Origin of the sequence: Prevotella sp. E13-27 (genome assembly GCF_023217965.1) — a bacterium.
In the GTDB taxonomy this organism is placed as follows: Bacteria; Bacteroidota; Bacteroidia; order Bacteroidales; family Bacteroidaceae; genus Prevotella.
Genome location: NZ_JALPSC010000001.1, coordinates 845918 through 863038, shown reverse-complemented (window position 1 = coordinate 863038; position 17121 = coordinate 845918). Strand labels below are relative to the sequence as shown.

Here is a 17121-nt window from a genome sequence, read left to right as displayed (position 1 = left end):
ATGGTAGAGATACAAGAAGCAACAAAGAACCAGGCAACAGAGATAGCAAGCCTGATAATGATGGCAATGACAGACGATTGCTGTCTGTACTTCTGTGGTGATGGCTATGGACTGGGGGACTTCCGTCAGATGATGACGATGCTTGTTGAACGAGAGGATTCACAGTACAGCTACAAGAATACTCTGGTTGCTATGGTTAATCATCAAGTGGTTGGAATCTCTGTCAGCTATGATGGTGGCCGTCTGCATGAACTGCGCCGAGCTTTCATCGAGGCTGCAAAGAAACATATTGGCAAGGATCACTCAGGAATGGATGATGAGACACAGGCAGGAGAACTATATTTGGATTCATTGGCTGTTTTGCCAGAGTGTCGCTATCGGGGTATTGCTAAACTACTGATTAGAGCAACAAAAGAAAGAGCTAACAGCATGGGACTTCCCTGTGTTGGTCTGTTAGTGGATAAAGCGAACACATCAGGAGATACTTTGTATTCTTCCGTAGGGTTCCGATATGTGAATGACAACCAATGGGGAGGTCATCCAATGAAACATTTGATATTATAGACTATGGTACAGCAGATAGAAATAACACTAAAGCCCAAGTCAAGAGGCTTTCACTTGGTGACGAGTGAGATACTTAGCCAGTTGCCGAAACTACCTAAGACTGGTATCATCAATATCTTCACGAAGCATACGAGTTGTGGACTGAGCATCAATGAGAACTGTGATCCAGATGTGAGGGTTGACATGGAAACCATCTTCAACCGCTTAGTTCCAGAGAATCAGCCCTACTACGAGCATACTTTGGAGGGTTCCGATGACATGCCAGCTCATGCAAAGTCTACTCTTAGCGGTGTCAGCATAACCATTCCCATCACCAACGGACACCTGAATATGGGAACCTGGCAAGGAATCTACTTTTGTGAGTTCCGTAATTATGGTGGGGCAAGGAAACTGGTAGTAACGATAATAGGAGAATAGAGATAATGGCATACATGGGAAGATTTACACAGTCAGAAGAAGGACGGCGTGACGAGCTTATCCGTATCATCGAGCATTCAGTAGAGAAGTTGACTTTGGCTGAACTCGAAGCTCTGTACTATGACATGACCACAAAGAATTTCATCAATGACTAAGGAAAACTATACAGTAGAGGACAGGAGAAAGTACCTTATGCTTCAATGTCGGTACTATAATGGCGAGGAAGAAGATCCATTTGCCAAGGAACTGTTTGCCCATGAAGTAGACAAATCCCATCTTCCACCTCCAGAGTGCATGAAGTATGAATATAAGCTTCCACCTGAACAAATTGCATACCTCCAGAATGCTTCAACAGCCTGGGGATATGAAAAATGGTGGGTAGAAGCGAATTTGGGTGATGCTCATTTCAAAGGCGATATAGAAGAATATCATGCCTATGGCTGCAAGGGCTTTGAAGAGAATGACGGTACGCCTTTGACAATGAAGGCAATGTTCTGGAACCGCTATTATCATTGGGGCGGTATGCTTGATCCTCAGTCCACCAACTTCAAGGAATGGTATAAGACCTATTATCAGAGACGAGAGACCAACTTGCAGCGTAGAACTAAGCAGCGTATGGTTGAGTTGACAGCCAAATGTAGGTTCTATAAGGGTGAGGAAGAGAATCCCCTGGCCAATACAGAAGATGAATTGATGTGGTATTATGAAAGTGTTTGGGTCGAGCGTTTGGCACAGTCATATACAAATGCAGATAGTTGGAACCGTGAGCTTAAACTTGAACATCTTGACCATCTGCCGAAGAAATACGGAGTACCATCATCCTTGGTCGGGCTGCTATTGAACCGCTACATGCACTGGGCTAATCCATACCATCCATCTGAAGGCTTCGAGAATTGGCTAAAGAGTAGATACTTGAAAAGCAAATAAAGCCTCAGAAACGTGGGAAAAGAAATACTGCCATCTATCCCAGACAGCAGTATCTAACAGCATTTGCTATTTATTCGGCGTAGTCTAGAACCTAGGAAACTCAACGATACATCCCGTACAGAATAAGTTGTCAATGCCTACGCGCTTTCGGTGTTATGTTGTCAATCTTTCTTTAAGCTTGGTATTCCGTTTCAGAACCACCATGTTATGTACTGAGTAGGCTAGGGCTTTAGTAGTTCCGACGATGATACAGATTTTCTTAGCCCTAGTGATACCAGTATAGACTAAGTTCCGTTGTAGCATGACGAAGTGAGTCATCAGCAGGGGAATCACCACAACAGGATATTCGCTGCCCTGGGACTTATGGATAGTAGTAGCATAGGCAAGAGTCACTTCATCAAGCTCGTTGTCCTCATACTCTACTGCCCTCCCCTCATAGATGACAGTGAGAGACCTATCTTCCATGTTCACGTTCTGGACTATACCAATATCGCCATTGAACACCTCTTTATCGTAGTTGTTCCGTATCTGCATAACCCTGTCACCTTTCCTATACTTGAAGCCACCACGGGATAAGAAGTCACCTTCAGGATTGATGGCCTCTTGCAGAATGATGTTCAAGTTAGTAGCTCCGACTACGCTTCTTTGCATCGGAGCCAGCACCTGAATGTCATTCGTGCTATAGTGATATGCCTTTGGTATGCGGTTTTTGACGATATTGACGATTTCCTGTGCTGCTTTCTCTGGATCTTCCTGTTTGATGAAGAAGAAATCTGCGTCCCTGCCATTGCTAATGTCTGGGAAGATGCCTTGGTTAATCTTATGGGCGTTAGTGATAATCCTACTGGTTTGGGCTTGTCTGAATATCTTAGTGAGCCTGATAACCGGGACTACACCAGAATCTATGATGTCTCTCAGTACGTTCCCTGCGCCTACACTTGGAAGCTGGTCAATGTCACCAACGAGGATAAGGCGCATGTGTGATGGGACGGCTTTCAGCAGAGAGTTCATCAGTATCACGTCTATCATTGAGGATTCATCGACAATCAGGACACCACCATCCAAGGGGTTCTCGTCGTTTCTTCCATAACCTTCTGCGGGATTGTATTCGAGCAAGCGGTGAATAGTCTTGGCCTCTTTCCCTGTGGCCTCATTCATTCTTTTTGCTGCTCTTCCTGTTGGGGCTGCAAGTAAGATGCCCTGTCCCAGAGATTCGAGAGCTGCGATTATTCCTTGGGTAGTCACGGTCTTTCCAGTTCCAGGGCCACCAGTTAGAACCATCACCTTTGACTTGACGGCTTGTTGGATGGCTGCTACTTGAACGTCATCGTATTGGATTCCTGTTTTCTTGACGATTTCTTCTATGTTGAGTGTCCCGTCAAACAAGTTGCCAGTCGAATCTTCCAACAGTCTCTTCAACTTACTGGCTACTCCAATCTCAGCATAGTAGAACGGTGGGAGGAATATCGCTTCTTCATCAAGTATCAAATCCTCTTTGGTTATCATGTCATCGAGGGCTTGGGTGATCGGTTCTTCTTCTGCCTGGAGTAGTTCTTTGGCAGACTTTATCAACTGCTCACGCTCGGAATAGACATGGCCATCCTCTGAGAGCTTATTGAGAGTGTAGAATATTCCGCTTCTGCATCTTCTCAGGTCATTCTTCTCATAACCCAGCTTCTCCGCTATTCCATCAGCGGTTTTGAAACCTATGCCCCAAATGTCATCAGCGAGACAGTAAGGATTGGCTTGTACCTTCTCTATGCTCTCTTTGCCGTATTGCTTGTATATCTTGGCGGCATAGGTAGAACTGACACCATGCCCCTGAAGGAATACCATGATGTCCTTTACGTCCTTCTGTTTTTCCCATGAGGCTTGTATCTTAGCCACACGTCCCTTTCCGATGCCATACACTTCAAGCAGTTTATCAGGCTCATTCTCTATCACGTTGAATGTATCAAGTCCGAATTTAGCGACTATGAGCTTGGCGAATTTTGGTCCGATTCCTTTCACCAGTCCACTCCCCAGGTACTTTTCAATGCCTATGATGTCGGCTGGTAATTCCTCAGTCCACTTCTCTACTGCAAACTGACGGCCATATCTCTTATCAACTCTCCATGTACCCTCCACCGTAAGGACAGCACCAACAGTCACCTCATGGAATGTTCCCACAAGTGTCTGTTCTTCCCTATAGCCCTTGATGGTAGCCTGTAGGACTGAATAGCCGTTCTCTGGGTTCTGGAACGTAATACGCTCAATGGTACACTTAATCTTCTCCATCGTCTTTTCTCCGTTTAATCCAATTCTTCACCCTATTGTAGCCCTCTACTCCAAGAATTGTAAGACCGCCATACTGACAACTCTTAGCCAGGCCGAAGAGTATAGTCCATAACACTCCTTTTGCAGCGGCACTTATTGGGAGTAGCATTTGGGCAAAGGATAGAATATAGAAAGGGATGCAGCATAGTAATACTATCACACCAGTGCGGAATGACAGCGACTGTAGCCATGTCTTGATATTATCCCAAGTATGGTGAAGAGCATCTTTTGGAGCATAGAGTATCATCCTAGGCCCGACCCAGCGCATGATTTCACGAATTTGTTCACGCTCTTTAGGGGCATAGCAATGGGTGGGACATTTCTTGCAAGCAGTCTTATTTTCCCCATACTTGCAATGATCTAGACGGCGACAAGCAAACTCTGCCAGATGTTGATATTCTTCTGGCATAGTGTCCTGGTTCAACCGATGACGGCAATAAAGCTCTATCATCTTTCGGACAGTCTGCTTCTCTCGTTCTATTCTGCTCATTGCTTTATGAAATGCGGATAATCTGGTTCTCCTAAAGATGGTTCGTATGTAAATCCCTCATAACCGAAGGCACAGAGATCTTCGGGGTTGTCGATACGGTTTTCAATGATGAATCGTGTCATGGCTCCCCGGCATGTCTTAGCCCAAACAGCCTGAATCTTCAAATCGCCACCTTTTCTAACGTAGAACAAAGGCTGAACGATTCGGACTTCTTTACGGACACGCTGCCAGTCAAACAGGTGCTGGTATTCCTCTGTAGCAAGATGTACTAGAGTTCCACTATCTGCTTTCACAGCCTCAATAAATATGTCTGTCAGTCGGTTCTTCCAAAACCCAAACAGATTCTGCCCCTTTCCGCTGGGTAACTCTACATTTCCTTCCATCCGATAAGGCAGAATACCATCAAGCGGACGTAACAAGCCGTAGAGGAATGAGGTTATCCAGAGCTTCCCTTGTGAGTAAGTGAGGTCATCTACATTCAGCGTTTCAGCCTTCAGATGTTTGTATGCCTGACCGTGATAAGCGAGGATAGCTGGAAGTTTGGGGGAATCTTCAAAGAATCGCATTAACCGCATCCTGTTCTGAACGGCAATCTGTTGACTACAGCCCAGCATTTCGGCAATCGTCTCTGTAGAATACTGAGCCATATCCTTTGCAAAAGCCTGAGCCTCATTCTTGAAACGAGGTAATGACAGACTAACGCCAGGAACAGACTTTAGCTTGTCATTCATTATCTTTGCGGAAGCGAGTATTATCTGCATATTTGAATCTTACCCATTTAATTGTTCTTCAAGAAACTCTGCTGCATCGGCTACACAGTCAGGACATTCACGCAACATTACCTTTGTTCCAATGCCTTTCAGTAACTTGCATTGGGTAGCTCCGTTTCTTTCCTGGAACTTGGTCATAATCTGCCGCATCTGTTTCATGGACTTCACCTTGTCCTTGTTGACCAATCCTAAGACAAGACCAGACCCAACGAGTGCGCCACAGGTTCCTTCCATGTTACCCATACCACCACCGAAAGCTCCGGCAATGCTCATGGCTTCATCTTCACTTATCCCTGCAATATCGGCATAAGTGTGTAGAATTGCCTGGGCGCAATTATGGCTGTTGCACCTCTTCTTCTCTGCTGCTATGTGTTTTCTTGTTTCCATATTCTTCTATTCCATTCGTTGCCATTTCATTTCTTCACCCTCCTTGCCATACTGTTTACGTTTGCCTGTAGGAGGCTCTGTCAGGATGATTTTCACTACGACTGTACGTTCAAGACTGCGGGCAATGGCATCGTCGAAAGCATCCATGTGGTTGGGTAAGAATCGCTCACAGATGGCTCTTAGTGCCTCTATCTTTTCGTCTCTATCTTTCACCATCTCAGCCTTGCCAACTGCCATTGCCGATTTATACTGGAGCGTGAAACTGCCATCCTTGGGGCCAACTGTCGGGGCGCACTTGGTTACAGCCGACAAAGCCACTGTCGGATTGGCGGCTATGCAGTCCAGTTTGTCACCCTCCAAGGCACAATGGAAATAGAACGTCTTATCGTCTGTGCGAGCTAACGACAGGGGTACACCATAAGGCGTACCATTTGGTCGTGTGAAACTGATGGTGACATACGGCGCCTTATCCAATACCTCCAATGCGAAGGCTGCATCCATTTCTCTACTTGCTTTTCTCATTTCAATTGTTTCTCCATTTTGTAACATGTAAAAGTCTCACCGACTATCTTCTGCGAGTAATCTGCAACATAACCCATCGTTTCATAGAAATGAATCTTGTTGTCACGGCTCTCCAGTACAGATGTACGATAGCCCAGTTCCTCGGCCCACTTCTCAGCCTCCTGAACTACAAGCGTTCCTAGTCCCTGATGACGATACTCCGGCAGAACGACAATCCTTCCAAGCATTACCCGTTCATTGTCTATGGCATACAACCGGCAAGTGGCTACTGGCAGATAGTCATCAACGACCACAATATACTTGGTCTCTGGCGTATCATGCTCGTCAAACTCAGCATATAGCGTAATCTGGTGTTTGCGTGCCATTGCCTGTATGCGGACATAGTAGGCTCCGGCTTGCTCTGCTGTCTTTGTTGCTCTTATTATCTGCATGTGATGCTATTTTATCGGGTCTGAACAATACTCTCTACGTCCACATTCCTTGCAGAACTTGCCAATCCACACATTATCGAACTGCTCAATGGCTGCATCAACCATTTCTGGGTCATCGGTCAGGATGCCAGCTTCAAAGTTCCTTTTTCGTGGCGATTTCATTCCCATCCCTGCGCCAGTCAAGTTAGCGGAACCGACGTATGCAATGGTAGTGTCTATGATAATGAGTTTGAAATGAACTCTGGGACACAGCACACGCTCCATACCATCATAAAGGATAGGATGCTTCTCGTGATCCTCTCTCCATGCTGTTCCTGGTTCTTTAGCATGAATCAGTCTGACCTCCACACCCTTTTTGAGCAAGGAGGCAATCATAGCAAGGAATGGCTTATCATCAACATATAGGTCTTTGATGTCTGCCGTTCCAATCCACACAGTCTGCTTGGCTTTACCCACCAATGACAGCACTTCCTTGTAGTGGTTCTCGTCAGCTATGTACTTGATGAAACTCATTCGTTAGAAGTTCTTTGCTAGTTGTGTTATATCTTTCGGGGCAATGGCGAACTTATGATAGCCGTCGCGAGTCAGCGTTAGCATTGACAAGGCGATTTCCTTCATATTGTTAGCCTGTCCTATCAGTCGGATAAGAGGATAGAATACAATAAAGGCATACTGCATCGTTTGGATATGCTTCTGTCCTTTTGCCCACTTCATTATTGCAGGTCTGAAACCGAAGGTACGTTTGAAGCCCTTGGTTTGTATCTCTGCCTCAGTCTTGCTCTTTACTTGCTGCCAGAACTGTTTGCCGTCTGGACTTGTACCAGCACCACTAAGATAGATGTAGGTCATGCGCTCCTTGTCGGGCATAATGTCGGCAAAGTGCAAGGGGATTTCCTGGGAGATACGCACATACACATCCTTGGGTGTTCCTACAGATGTAATGCCCGCAATGAAGAACACTGCATCATATCCCTTGAAATGCTCGTCACCTTCTTTTAGCTGCATAAAGTCAGAAACCAGATACTCTTCCAATTTCTCATGCTTGATACCCGTTGATTTGCGGCTGACGGACAAAACCTTCTCTACTGCATCGACCTTCAGTAGTTCAAGCAGTGTTCCTTCTCCCACATATCCAGTGGCTCCTGTAAGTATTATCTTCATATCAGTTCATCTTTGTCATGTGATAGCCCATTCTGTTCAATTGCATAGCGGCTCCGAACAAGTAGAGTTGATGCAGGCAGGAAACGTAGGCATTGAAAGCCTCTTTTGTTCCTGGTTCTATGTTCTGATGACGGAGTGCATTGTAGACACGAGAGGCACATTCACCAACCAGTTTCTCCAACACAGTATAGTCGATGCCTCTCAGCAACAGCACATCTTCACGGATGTATTCGTCCATTGCATCGTAGCCCCTCTTGTCTCTCATGTAGGCGTAGAGGTCATCAATCTTTGAGTAGATTTCCCATTCTGCATCCCAGAACTTAGCGACGGCCATTCCAATATACATCATCCAACCGAGGGAAGCGGATGGGAAGTCATTGAACTCCTTGATGCCGTCGGGAATGTAGGCTTTTGCTATCTGTTCCCACTTCTCTTCGACATCGGGACATTCAGGCAAACGAGCATCAATCTCATTCATTGACTGAAGGAACTGGTGCAAGTCCTGGTGAAGTTGTTCTTCAAATTGTTCTATCATATTGGTCTATAATACTTCTAAGCGGCTACAAAATTACTCAATTTTCATTAGAAAATTGCCAAAATAACACATCTTCACTCCAGATTTGAATGTTTTTCCCTATTTTTGTGTAATTTTGTCGGCAAATTGAACGAAGAATAGTATGGCACATAATTGTGAGAACTGCAAATTTCGGGCGCACTACGACAAGAAGCCCAATTCATTCTTAGGTAAGTTCTGGCGTTGGCATATCAATTTCTGCCCAGGCTGGAAAGGATATTTTACCAGTCAGAGTGAAGAAAAGAAAGCAGAACTGAGGGCAAAGTATAACTTCCAGAAGTATTAGGAATGATACAGAACTACAAGATCATCACTCTATGCGGAAGCACTCGTTTCAAGGATCAGTTCATCGAGACTCAGAAACGATTAACACTTGAAGGCTGCATTGTCATTAGTGTTGGCCTATTCGGACATTCTGGTGATGAAGAGGTGTGGAAACCTGGAACTAAGGAAATGCTCGACGATATGCACAAACGGAAAATCGACATGGCGGATGAAATCTTTGTCATCAACGTGGGTGGCTATATCGGCGAAAGTACCAGGAGTGAAATTGCCTACGCTGAGAAAACAGGAAAGAAAGTAAACTATCTGGAGCCATTAGTATGAAGAAACTGTTATTATCCATCGTTTTACTGTTATCTGTAGCCAACCTCCAGGCACAGAGTATCAGCCATATCGAGACAACGAAGAACTGGTACTATATCTATGACCAGGATGGAAAGAAAATAAAGACCCTCAGTAGCACTATCGGAGAGTTACAAGGGTTCAGCGCATCGTTCTTTGTAGTGAAAAGCAGCTCATGGTACTATATCTATGATGCCAATGGGAAAAAGAAAAAGACCCTGAGTGAATCAACTGTTGGGAAGGTGCTGTCTGTTAGTGGCGAGACATTCACCAGTCAAGTTGGCTCCTGGATATATACTTGGAGCAAGGAAGGTAAGAAAATAAGCACAAGGTCAGCACACCAATGACAGTATGAAGCATCTGACAAACATACAGGATATAGAACAGACTATAGCAGAAAACCGTCTGTGTCTATTCTATATTAAAGCTCCTGATTGTGGAGTCTGTAATGTCATGCTTGATAAGGTGGGACAGGTGACAGATAGGTTTCCTTCGCTTTGCTCATTCTATACTGATATAATTGAAGAGCCTTTAATTGCCAGTCGCTTCTTGGTTTATTCGGGGCCAACTGTGTTATTGCTGATGGAGGGTAAAGAAGTCTATCGAGGCTCACAGTTCATAGATTTGGAAGAATTGAGGTATAACATTAACCGATATATTGAACAGCTCGACCAATGACACTTCCCAAATTAATTATCACAATGGATGGCTTCTTTCGCCTAGGGATGGTCAATCAGCATAAGGACTTGTTAAAACCAGGCGACCAGTGTATTGGCGGCGGTTACTATCACTTTGACTACACATCAAACCGTATTATCCTTGACCGTTCTTCATACGATTTCGGGAAACCTAAATGGCATCTGTTGGAAGTCCTGAAGGTTCCATCGGTCTATAGAGGCTTGCGGTTGGTCTATAAATACGATGATAACTTCCACGATGAATTCAATGTTAGCGAGGAACTACGGATTGAGTATTATGACTGACTTCGACACTATATGGCGGCAACAAGACGAGATTAGAACGGTGGTTGATGCTGCTGTAGGTTGTGGCATCTGGAACCTGAGCTATTCGGAGCGACTAGGTGCGATTGAACTTGAACTGGCTACCCACCTCGATGAAGATGCTGTCAGTGACCTTTGCTGCCAGTTTCCATTAGCTTGTGACTATGATGGAGAAGGAGCGAGAGGAAGTAAGTTCGTGTTTGGAGTATAAAAAAGATAGAGCAGGTCGTTACACCGGCTCTTCCGAAAGATCCATAACATGTACGAAGAGTATTCCCTCTATGTAGTCCAAACCTTCTATCCAAAGGTCGCTAAATACATGATTCCCTAATAATCCATCTTCGTCAAGGTGCTTGTAATATCGTGACAATCCCATTACAAGACTATCTACATTTACCCTATAGCAATCATCGTATTCTTCTTTGCCTAAATCTATTCCTATCATTACTGGCTCCGAAAAAGGGAATCTAATACAACATGGAACGTAATCAACTCCTTGCAACATTTCCTTTGGGAACTCGGCATAATGGAGGTATGGTGTAAGTCCGTAGTTAAGCCTACGTTCCATACTTACCACATAACCCTGAATTAGGTGAATTGTAGATAACTGCTTTTTCTCTTTACTAGGCTTTGTCTCTTTCAAATTCTTCTTGCTCATTTTGTTTGATTTTTAAGTATATATCATAGTTAAGATTTTGGCGGTAAATTCAAATTCCCTTCAATTTCTTAACTATGTAATGAAAAAGAAGATAAAGGTATTGCAATGTAAATATCTTGAAGGTTTTGGGGGAATAGCCTTTGCGTATGGAAATACTAAAATCCCCCGTTCCACATTGATAGTAAACCTTACGTCAGCAGAACATTGTCCTAGTAGAGCATTAGGTCTGTGTAAAGTAGAGAATGTATGTTATGCCTTAAAGTGCGAAAGGATTTATCCAAATTACAAACATAAGAATCTTGTTATGGAACGATGGTTAACCAATGCTCGCACTACAGAAATTGTTTCTCTAATGGAAGCATATATAGACAATGCACCAGAACCGATAACACTTATTCGACTTGATGAAGCTGGTGATTTTCGAGACCAGAATCAGGTGAGACAATGGAATAAGATTGCAAGGTACTTTGATATGACGCGAGGAATTAAAACGTACACATATACATGTAGGTCTGACCTTGACTTTAGGGATGCACCTTACATCGTGGTAAATGGTTCGCTACCAAATATTCAAGGGGCAGCGAGAGAATACAAATGTGTGCCAGGTGTGGAATATGACAATATGGCCATCGGAAAAGGAGTGTATAAATGCCCAGGAAATTGTAATGGTTGTAATTTATGTTCTACTGGTCGATTTAATGGAATTATCTATAGTAGACAACATTAAAAAAACAAACAAAAATGGAAAACAAAGAAATTAAGAATGAGACGATTATGAAGAAAGTTAAAGAAGTATGTAAGATAGCCGCTGTACCAATTGCTATTATTATCGGTGCGCTACTTATAAAGAACCAGATGCAGAAACCTTCAATTAAATATTGTGTTAGTGCATATGATAGTGATTATTGGGACTAATCTCTAACATGGCAAGGCAAAGACTTCTTCTATAACTTGACTCTTTTTTCTAATGGTTAGGAAGAAGAAAACAAAGAGAGAAAGTAGTGTAAAAGCTACCTCTCTCTTCTTTTTCTTCACAACGTCCATAACCTTTCCGTAGCCAGATAGGTCTTGGTAAGGTTGACGCTATTAGTTATCTGCTTCTGCCAAACACATGAAAAGTCCCCTGGCATATTATACTCGCTGATGTAGACCAAGTGGCCGTCTCGTTTCATCTGCCTCGCCCAATCATAAAACCTATCATGGTCGAAGTTCTTGGATGTCGAATAGCCGTAAGTTCCCTTGTAAGGTGGATCGTAATAAACCAGTGAGGCTTTCGGCATAGAGATACATTCATAACTTCCACATTGCCATTCAACCCCCATAAGGAAAGGTATTTGGCGTGAAGTGTTCCTGATGTTCTCCGATATGTAGTCCCTGCCTTTAGCATTATGACCACTATATCCACCATCAAAGAACCTCCCATTCCTCGACCCCATAAAACCTACCCAGCCAATCAGTGCATCTTCATACTTGCCATCGTCCTTATGCCAGGATTCACGGACTTTGTCATAGAACGGTTTATCAATCGTGGTGGGAGGTTGCCAGTTTGTCGTTGTCAGCTTTTCCCACATAGCGATAAGGTAGCGGTTATTGTCATTAGCTATCCTCTTATACTCTGGAGGTACGTTTTGGATGACACTACAACCGCCCACAAACGCATCTACAAAAGCCATCCCTAGGTGCATCTTGTTCAGCATTATTGGTAGAATCTCACCAACTATCCTGCTCTTACTTCCTTGATATTTCATTTTTCTTCTATTGGTTTCATCTTCTCGGCAAAGTAGCTCCAGCCCCTTGCCCTTTTGTACTTATCGATAGATTCCCCTGGCACATACACAGTAGTCAGGTTAGGACAGTCTGAGAATAGTGTGCCACCATTCATCTTAGGTGGATTCACTGATTCAAACGTGGCTTCTCTGAGGTTATGGCAATGACACCAGACGTAATCGCCTATATCCTCAACATTTTTGGGAACCGTCACTGATGTCAGGCCGCATGAATTGAAAGCATTGTCCTTAATATGCACTACGCTCTCTGGAATAACAACTTCCTCCAACGAATAAGTGTTGCCAAAGGCCATGTCCCAGATAGTTGTTATGGTTGGAGGCAGAATGATTGAACGTAATGATGTGCAGTTTGCAAAACATCTACCTGGCACATAATCCATCCCCTCAAAATAACGGTACTCCTTGAAGTCAACAATGCCAGTATTTCCCTCAAACCATCCCGTTATGTCACGAACAGCAACGATTTCTCCGTATGTCATTTTTAGACTACCTACCTGATTCCATTTCTCCAATAGAATACGTTTAACAACATCATCTGAGACTTCAAATATGCTTTTTTCGCCCAAGAAGATGGTTGCCCCACTTACAGCTGCTATATGAGGAAATCCCATGCTATATTTCTCTTTCTGGTACTCACCCATGAATTCAAATGTTCTTAAATAATGCACGGTAAGCACCTCCTTTCTATATTGCAAACTCTTTTCGACAGGTGCAATATCCTGACGTTCCTGACCAAGACCTCCTGATCCTGGCTGGAAAATGAATTATATCTTCTCATTGTAATCTCAAAGGGTAGTCCCCTTACTTCTCTTAATAAAAGCCCCGTGACAGCCAAGCGAGAGAGACCATCACAGGGCAAAATTTAATTTATGGCTACGAATTAAATTTTTTCAAACCACACCTGAGCCTTCTTGGAAAAGGCTTTGTGGACTATACAGTAATCAATGGCTGCGATACTGACTCCAAAATGATTAGCAGCGTCAGATTTCGTAAGGAAGTCCATATCAGTACCATCTATGAACTTTGCCCTGACCTTGACACCTGCACATCTTTGTTGAGCGGCTTTCATGTTGGCCTTGGCTTCATCTGACATCTTCTGTCCTTTCCAATAGCCACCGCCATTCATATCACGCCATTTCTTAGCACCTTCAGTAGCAGCAGTAGGTTCTATGCCTTTCATCCTGTCACTCTGGGCTTTCTTCATTTCATCTGTACGTTTCTTACCAGAGTTGGAAGCGGAGATTTTATTTTTCTCAGCTTGGGTTTTCTTGCGTTTCTTACTGGCTGCACTAATCTTTTGCTTTGCAGCGTCAGTATGATGGAAACCATTATCCTTGCGTGTCTTGTTCCGACGCGCTATCTCTTCCAGGCTAATCTTTGTACCCCTACGACCTGTCCCACCTTTATTGCTGTTGAAACCATGCTCGAAAGAATCAAATATCTTGATAAAGTCTTTCTCTCGATCCTCCAGTTTCTCAACCAGTTTGTCAATGTCCCTGTCATAGAGAGTATCTACTACAGTATATTTGAAGTTGATAAGAGCATATCTTTTCCTTGCAGCAGCTATCTTCTTCCCGGCATACTTGCTTTTGGGCTTGTTCCATCTGTTCTTGCGTGTCTCTTCCTCTGGGGTACAACCGACATAAACCCAGCCATCCTTTTCATCACCAGGCGCATCAAGTCTATAAATATAAACAACGCCCTGCCATCCCTTACCGGCTACCCATGTAAGGCTGTCTTTGTTATATTTCCGTCTCTTCCCGACGGTTACTATCTGTTTCGACATTTGAAATTTGTGTTTTAGGTTAATAGAAGAAGGGATAGCTGATTGTCATTAGTCAACTATCCCTCCTGTTTCTGTCCTGAGACTCTCCGATGCCTACTCTAACTTACAGTAGTCCTCTATCCATCTTACGCCTTTCGGAGTAAGGCATATTGCAGAAGTTCCACTCAGCATGAATGTAACATCTGGATCATTGGTGATGGCCTTGAAATAATCATCTACTCTTTTGGCTACACAGTCATATCCTTCCTTCATGTTGAATGGCCTATACATATACCAGTTATAAGCTCCGAAATTATGTATTCGCTCTTTCCAGTCAGTATCAAGCCTTGGGTAGAAATCCACAAAGCATTGATACCAGTAGCATTTTATATATTTGTAGTCTGAGTTGAATGACAGACACTTCAACCAAGGGAAATCGGTCAAGTAATAACCAATGCCGTCCTTTTCAAATAATGAATACTCGCCACCACAAGGCATAGTATCTTGCAACTTGAACATATCTGCTCCAATGGCTTTCGCTTCCTCATAATATGGTACGAGTGAATCCAACCACTGAGGCAAGAAGCGTTCAAGGTGGTCTCTAAATGTAGGAGTCAGCTTCTTTGCAAACTCCAGGTCACTAATTTTCAATGTTGCCATAACATATTCTTAAATTGTTATCCTATATGCTTTTAATCCGTCTTTATTGGTAATCTTGCAAGGTATATAGTTCGGTAGTTCACTTGCTTTCGCCGTCTTTGCAATACCCATCTTGTCATAAACTTCCTGTAGCATCCACTTCACGTCTTTCTTGCTGTAAACCTCGCCATTCTCGAATAAAGAAGCTACAAGGTCTTTAATGTCAGTTTCACCGCTTACATGCCGTAGTTCCTGATCCATCTTCCAAGGGTCACAGCCATTGGCAATAATCCTTTCGGTTGATAGCATATTGAAGTAATAGGCTACATCATTATATCCCTCGTCATGCAGCATACCAAATATCTCCCTTTGACATTCAGGATGTTTTTGGAAGCAATATAATATCGCCTTTATCCTATCCTGGTTCTTTTTGGGGGTAGCAATGGCCTCCAAATTGTCCTTCAGTTGCATAACCTGGGGAGAATATTGCCTGTGTAATTTCGCAGGCCCCATACAATACCAACTAATATGGTTCTTCAAAATGTCCCGACAATAGTTTTCCGATACTATTATCAAGTTATCTATCTCTGGTTTCCCATTAATAGTCTTGATATATAGATAATTGGGGTCATCGTCTATTGTACGAGACACATCATGTAGATAAGCACTTTTACCTTGGTCATCCATTATATAAGTCCAGTTGGAGATTCTGATTAGGCTCCTTTCCATCTTTTCCTTTCTCTTGGCCTCGAACAAATCATCATCTATTATGCTTATGTTTTCCTTGTAATAGATATGAAGAATATTCCTGAACACATTGGTCTTTAGTCTTTGTCTGCCAATAATCTGGGGAATATCCGATGCTATGTCTAACTGCAAACTTCCCACATAGTAGTTGGCTATTACATAGGTACTGGCACAGGGACTGTAGAAATCAACACCCTCAAATGCAGTTCTGGTAACAAAAGTCCATGTCGTATGCCTCTCGCCCTTTTTGGGAATAGAAGCCTTTATTTCAAGTTGGGGATGTGCCTTGCGTAATTTCGTCGCATTCTCCTTTGTATTGGCACATATAACAGTTATCTCAGAAATGTCAATGAGCTGCTTCTTGGTCACATATCCACTGACAATATCCTTTATATCATCTACACTATTCAGGAACACAACCGCCTCATAGCTATAATCACTTAGTCCTTCGCCGTAGTGAATGACATCGAAATAGTGTCTGTTATGTGGATCTATATGCCTGGAATAGTAGCTGTATATACTATTGAAAGCATCTTTAGCGTTCTTGCAGCTATAGTGCCTTGTGTCTATCGGAACCTTATTTGGCCAGTCAAGCTCAACATATTCAACATTATATGCTGCGAACTCTGGAACCTCCTGCATATAGTCAATTATTGGCGTTGCAGAAATGAACAAAAGCTTCTCATACTGAAACAACTTATGAAGAAATGCAGATAGGACACACTTATTGTTATACTCCTTTATCAGAACATCTTTAATGATAGTGTGGGATTCATCTATGACAATACGAAATAGAAGGTTTATATCTAATTCAAATACTCTTTCCAGCATTGTCATCAAATTGGCAAAAGAATCATAAGTCACCATCAGTTTCATGGGTCTGTTGTACTTATCACATAGTTGTTTATAATCCTTGAACTCTTCAACCAACTGTTCAATGCTCTTCTTCTCTTTGTTTTTGTAGTCTCTTTCACGGTTGAAGTAATAGCATAACTGGTTGTTGTTTTGATTGAAGTCCCTTTCTTTCTCTTGCAGCAATCTTATTCGTGGAGAAACCAATATAGTGTTCTCCTGGTTTTTGAGACTGTAAGTAGTGAATCCGCAACCAGTCATTACCTTGTTGACTATCATTTTCCCATTGGTGAGATACTGGTCAAACTTACATCTGCCATTATCATCAGTCCATTCCATAATGTACTCTACACCATTGTCAACTCTTATTTTTCCTCTGTCAATAATCATATATGGTTATTTTTCTGTATTACTGAAATTTCTGTATTGTGTCTTTTTTGTGTCTTTTTTTCTCTTATATAGGAGAATACGTGTTTTACTCCAAAAAAT

At 42.9% G+C, this 17121-nt stretch carries 27 protein-coding genes; 12 read left to right on the top strand and 15 right to left on the bottom strand.

All coding sequences use genetic code 11. From position 1 onward, the window contains the following. Genes M1L52_RS03705 through M1L52_RS03690 form a run of 4 tightly spaced genes read left to right on the top strand, consistent with a single transcriptional unit; the run spans window position 1 to window position 1908 of the window. Window positions 1-564, top strand: coding sequence for a GNAT family N-acetyltransferase (locus M1L52_RS03705; protein WP_248613496.1), 564 nt, complete (start codon window positions 1-3; stop codon window positions 562-564). A 3-nt stretch (window positions 565-567) separates the two neighbouring features. Beyond that, complete coding sequence (locus M1L52_RS03700) at window positions 568-981, top strand: secondary thiamine-phosphate synthase enzyme YjbQ (RefSeq protein ID WP_248613495.1); 414 nt, start codon at window positions 568-570, stop codon at window positions 979-981. 14 nt (window positions 982-995) lie between these two features. After that, window positions 996-1136, top strand: a complete 141-nt coding sequence (locus tag M1L52_RS03695; RefSeq protein WP_248613494.1) for a hypothetical protein — start codon at window positions 996-998, stop codon at window positions 1134-1136. Next, window positions 1129-1908, top strand: a complete 780-nt coding sequence (locus M1L52_RS03690; RefSeq protein ID WP_248613493.1) for a hypothetical protein — start codon at window positions 1129-1131, stop codon at window positions 1906-1908. The genes M1L52_RS03695 and M1L52_RS03690 overlap by 8 nt, the downstream gene beginning before the upstream one ends. Before the next feature lie 153 nt (window positions 1909-2061). Here the strand turns inward: M1L52_RS03690 and M1L52_RS03685 are convergent, their stop codons facing one another. Genes M1L52_RS03685 through M1L52_RS03645 form a run of 9 tightly spaced genes read right to left on the bottom strand, consistent with a single transcriptional unit; the run spans window position 2062 to window position 8520 of the window. Further along, entirely contained in the window at window positions 2062-4185 is a 2124-nt protein-coding gene (locus M1L52_RS03685) for an ATP-dependent RecD-like DNA helicase (protein ID WP_248613492.1), read from the bottom strand. Then, window positions 4172-4714 (bottom strand): nitrous oxide-stimulated promoter family protein, encoded by a 543-nt coding sequence (locus tag M1L52_RS03680; protein ID WP_248613491.1) that lies wholly within the window; start codon window positions 4712-4714, stop codon window positions 4172-4174. The genes M1L52_RS03685 and M1L52_RS03680 overlap by 14 nt, the downstream gene beginning before the upstream one ends. Next, window positions 4711-5475, bottom strand: a complete 765-nt coding sequence (locus tag M1L52_RS03675; RefSeq protein WP_248613490.1) for a YaaA family protein — start codon at window positions 5473-5475, stop codon at window positions 4711-4713. The genes M1L52_RS03680 and M1L52_RS03675 overlap by 4 nt, the downstream gene beginning before the upstream one ends. Before the next feature lie 9 nt (window positions 5476-5484). Continuing rightward, on the bottom strand, window positions 5485-5871 hold the full coding sequence (locus M1L52_RS03670) for a C-GCAxxG-C-C family protein (RefSeq protein WP_248613489.1): 387 nt from the start codon (window positions 5869-5871) through the stop codon (window positions 5485-5487). A 6-nt stretch (window positions 5872-5877) separates the two neighbouring features. Next, entirely contained in the window at window positions 5878-6393 is a 516-nt protein-coding gene (locus M1L52_RS03665) for a pyridoxamine 5'-phosphate oxidase family protein (protein WP_248613488.1), read from the bottom strand. Then, window positions 6390-6824 carry a GNAT family N-acetyltransferase gene (locus tag M1L52_RS03660; RefSeq protein ID WP_248613487.1) on the bottom strand — a complete coding sequence of 145 codons (435 nt, stop codon included), beginning with the start codon at window positions 6822-6824 and terminating at the stop codon, window positions 6390-6392. Before M1L52_RS03660 ends, M1L52_RS03665 begins: the two co-directional genes overlap by 4 nt. 6 nt (window positions 6825-6830) lie before the next feature. Further along, window positions 6831-7337 (bottom strand): phospholipase D family protein, encoded by a 507-nt coding sequence (locus tag M1L52_RS03655; RefSeq protein WP_248613486.1) that lies wholly within the window; start codon window positions 7335-7337, stop codon window positions 6831-6833. A gap of 3 nt (window positions 7338-7340) precedes the next feature. After that, window positions 7341-7985, bottom strand: coding sequence for an NAD-dependent epimerase/dehydratase family protein (locus M1L52_RS03650; RefSeq protein ID WP_248613485.1), 645 nt, complete (start codon window positions 7983-7985; stop codon window positions 7341-7343). A 1-nt stretch (window position 7986) separates the two neighbouring features. Beyond that, window positions 7987-8520, bottom strand: coding sequence for a hypothetical protein (locus tag M1L52_RS03645; protein ID WP_248613484.1), 534 nt, complete (start codon window positions 8518-8520; stop codon window positions 7987-7989). A gap of 142 nt (window positions 8521-8662) precedes the next feature. Between M1L52_RS03645 and M1L52_RS03640 the strand changes: the two genes are divergently transcribed. Genes M1L52_RS03640 through M1L52_RS03615 form a run of 6 tightly spaced genes read left to right on the top strand, consistent with a single transcriptional unit; the run spans window position 8663 to window position 10395 of the window. Continuing rightward, complete coding sequence (locus M1L52_RS03640; protein WP_248613483.1) at window positions 8663-8845, top strand: hypothetical protein; 183 nt, start codon at window positions 8663-8665, stop codon at window positions 8843-8845. A 2-nt stretch (window positions 8846-8847) separates the two neighbouring features. Continuing rightward, window positions 8848-9165, top strand: coding sequence for a hypothetical protein (locus tag M1L52_RS03635; protein ID WP_248613482.1), 318 nt, complete (start codon window positions 8848-8850; stop codon window positions 9163-9165). After that, the gene (locus M1L52_RS03630) at window positions 9162-9530 is read left to right on the top strand and encodes a hypothetical protein (RefSeq protein ID WP_248613481.1); all 369 of its coding nucleotides are present in this window, start codon (window positions 9162-9164) and stop codon (window positions 9528-9530) included. The genes M1L52_RS03635 and M1L52_RS03630 overlap by 4 nt, the downstream gene beginning before the upstream one ends. Before the next feature lie 4 nt (window positions 9531-9534). Beyond that, a complete protein-coding gene (locus M1L52_RS03625) occupies window positions 9535-9861 on the top strand; it encodes a thioredoxin family protein (RefSeq protein WP_248613480.1) in 327 nt (108 codons plus the stop codon). 23 nt (window positions 9862-9884) lie between these two features. Next, the gene (locus M1L52_RS03620) at window positions 9885-10166 is read left to right on the top strand and encodes a hypothetical protein (protein WP_248613479.1); all 282 of its coding nucleotides are present in this window, start codon (window positions 9885-9887) and stop codon (window positions 10164-10166) included. Continuing rightward, entirely contained in the window at window positions 10159-10395 is a 237-nt protein-coding gene (locus M1L52_RS03615) for a hypothetical protein (protein ID WP_248613478.1), read from the top strand. The genes M1L52_RS03620 and M1L52_RS03615 overlap by 8 nt, the downstream gene beginning before the upstream one ends. 18 nt (window positions 10396-10413) lie before the next feature. Here M1L52_RS03615 and M1L52_RS03610 read toward each other — a convergent pair whose 3' ends face one another. Next, window positions 10414-10842: a hypothetical protein gene (locus tag M1L52_RS03610; protein WP_248613477.1), complete on the bottom strand. Its 429-nt coding sequence runs from the start codon at window positions 10840-10842 to the stop codon at window positions 10414-10416. 79 nt (window positions 10843-10921) lie between these two features. On the opposite strand from M1L52_RS03610, the gene M1L52_RS03605 reads away from it, so the two are divergent. Together M1L52_RS03605 and M1L52_RS03600 are read left to right on the top strand one after the other, a co-directional pair. Further along, a complete protein-coding gene (locus M1L52_RS03605) occupies window positions 10922-11569 on the top strand; it encodes a hypothetical protein (protein WP_248613476.1) in 648 nt (215 codons plus the stop codon). A gap of 14 nt (window positions 11570-11583) precedes the next feature. Next, window positions 11584-11757: a hypothetical protein gene (locus tag M1L52_RS03600; RefSeq protein ID WP_248613475.1), complete on the top strand. Its 174-nt coding sequence runs from the start codon at window positions 11584-11586 to the stop codon at window positions 11755-11757. A 116-nt stretch (window positions 11758-11873) separates the two neighbouring features. Here the strand turns inward: M1L52_RS03600 and M1L52_RS03595 are convergent, their stop codons facing one another. The 5 genes from M1L52_RS03595 to M1L52_RS03575 all read right to left on the bottom strand — a co-directional run bounded on the left by M1L52_RS03595 (window position 11874) and on the right by M1L52_RS03575 (window position 17022). Then, a complete protein-coding gene (locus M1L52_RS03595) occupies window positions 11874-12590 on the bottom strand; it encodes a DNA adenine methylase (protein WP_262917929.1) in 717 nt (238 codons plus the stop codon). Then, window positions 12587-13108: a leucine-rich repeat domain-containing protein gene (locus M1L52_RS03590; RefSeq protein WP_248613473.1), complete on the bottom strand. Its 522-nt coding sequence runs from the start codon at window positions 13106-13108 to the stop codon at window positions 12587-12589. Before M1L52_RS03590 ends, M1L52_RS03595 begins: the two co-directional genes overlap by 4 nt. Window positions 13109-13509: 401 nt before the next feature. Continuing rightward, window positions 13510-14415 (bottom strand): NUMOD3 domain-containing DNA-binding protein, encoded by a 906-nt coding sequence (locus tag M1L52_RS03585; RefSeq protein ID WP_248613472.1) that lies wholly within the window; start codon window positions 14413-14415, stop codon window positions 13510-13512. A gap of 93 nt (window positions 14416-14508) precedes the next feature. Continuing rightward, entirely contained in the window at window positions 14509-15054 is a 546-nt protein-coding gene (locus M1L52_RS03580) for a hypothetical protein (RefSeq protein WP_248613471.1), read from the bottom strand. A gap of 9 nt (window positions 15055-15063) precedes the next feature. Continuing rightward, window positions 15064-17022 carry a hypothetical protein gene (locus M1L52_RS03575; protein ID WP_248613470.1) on the bottom strand — a complete coding sequence of 653 codons (1959 nt, stop codon included), beginning with the start codon at window positions 17020-17022 and terminating at the stop codon, window positions 15064-15066. Window positions 17023-17121 lie beyond the last annotated feature (99 nt).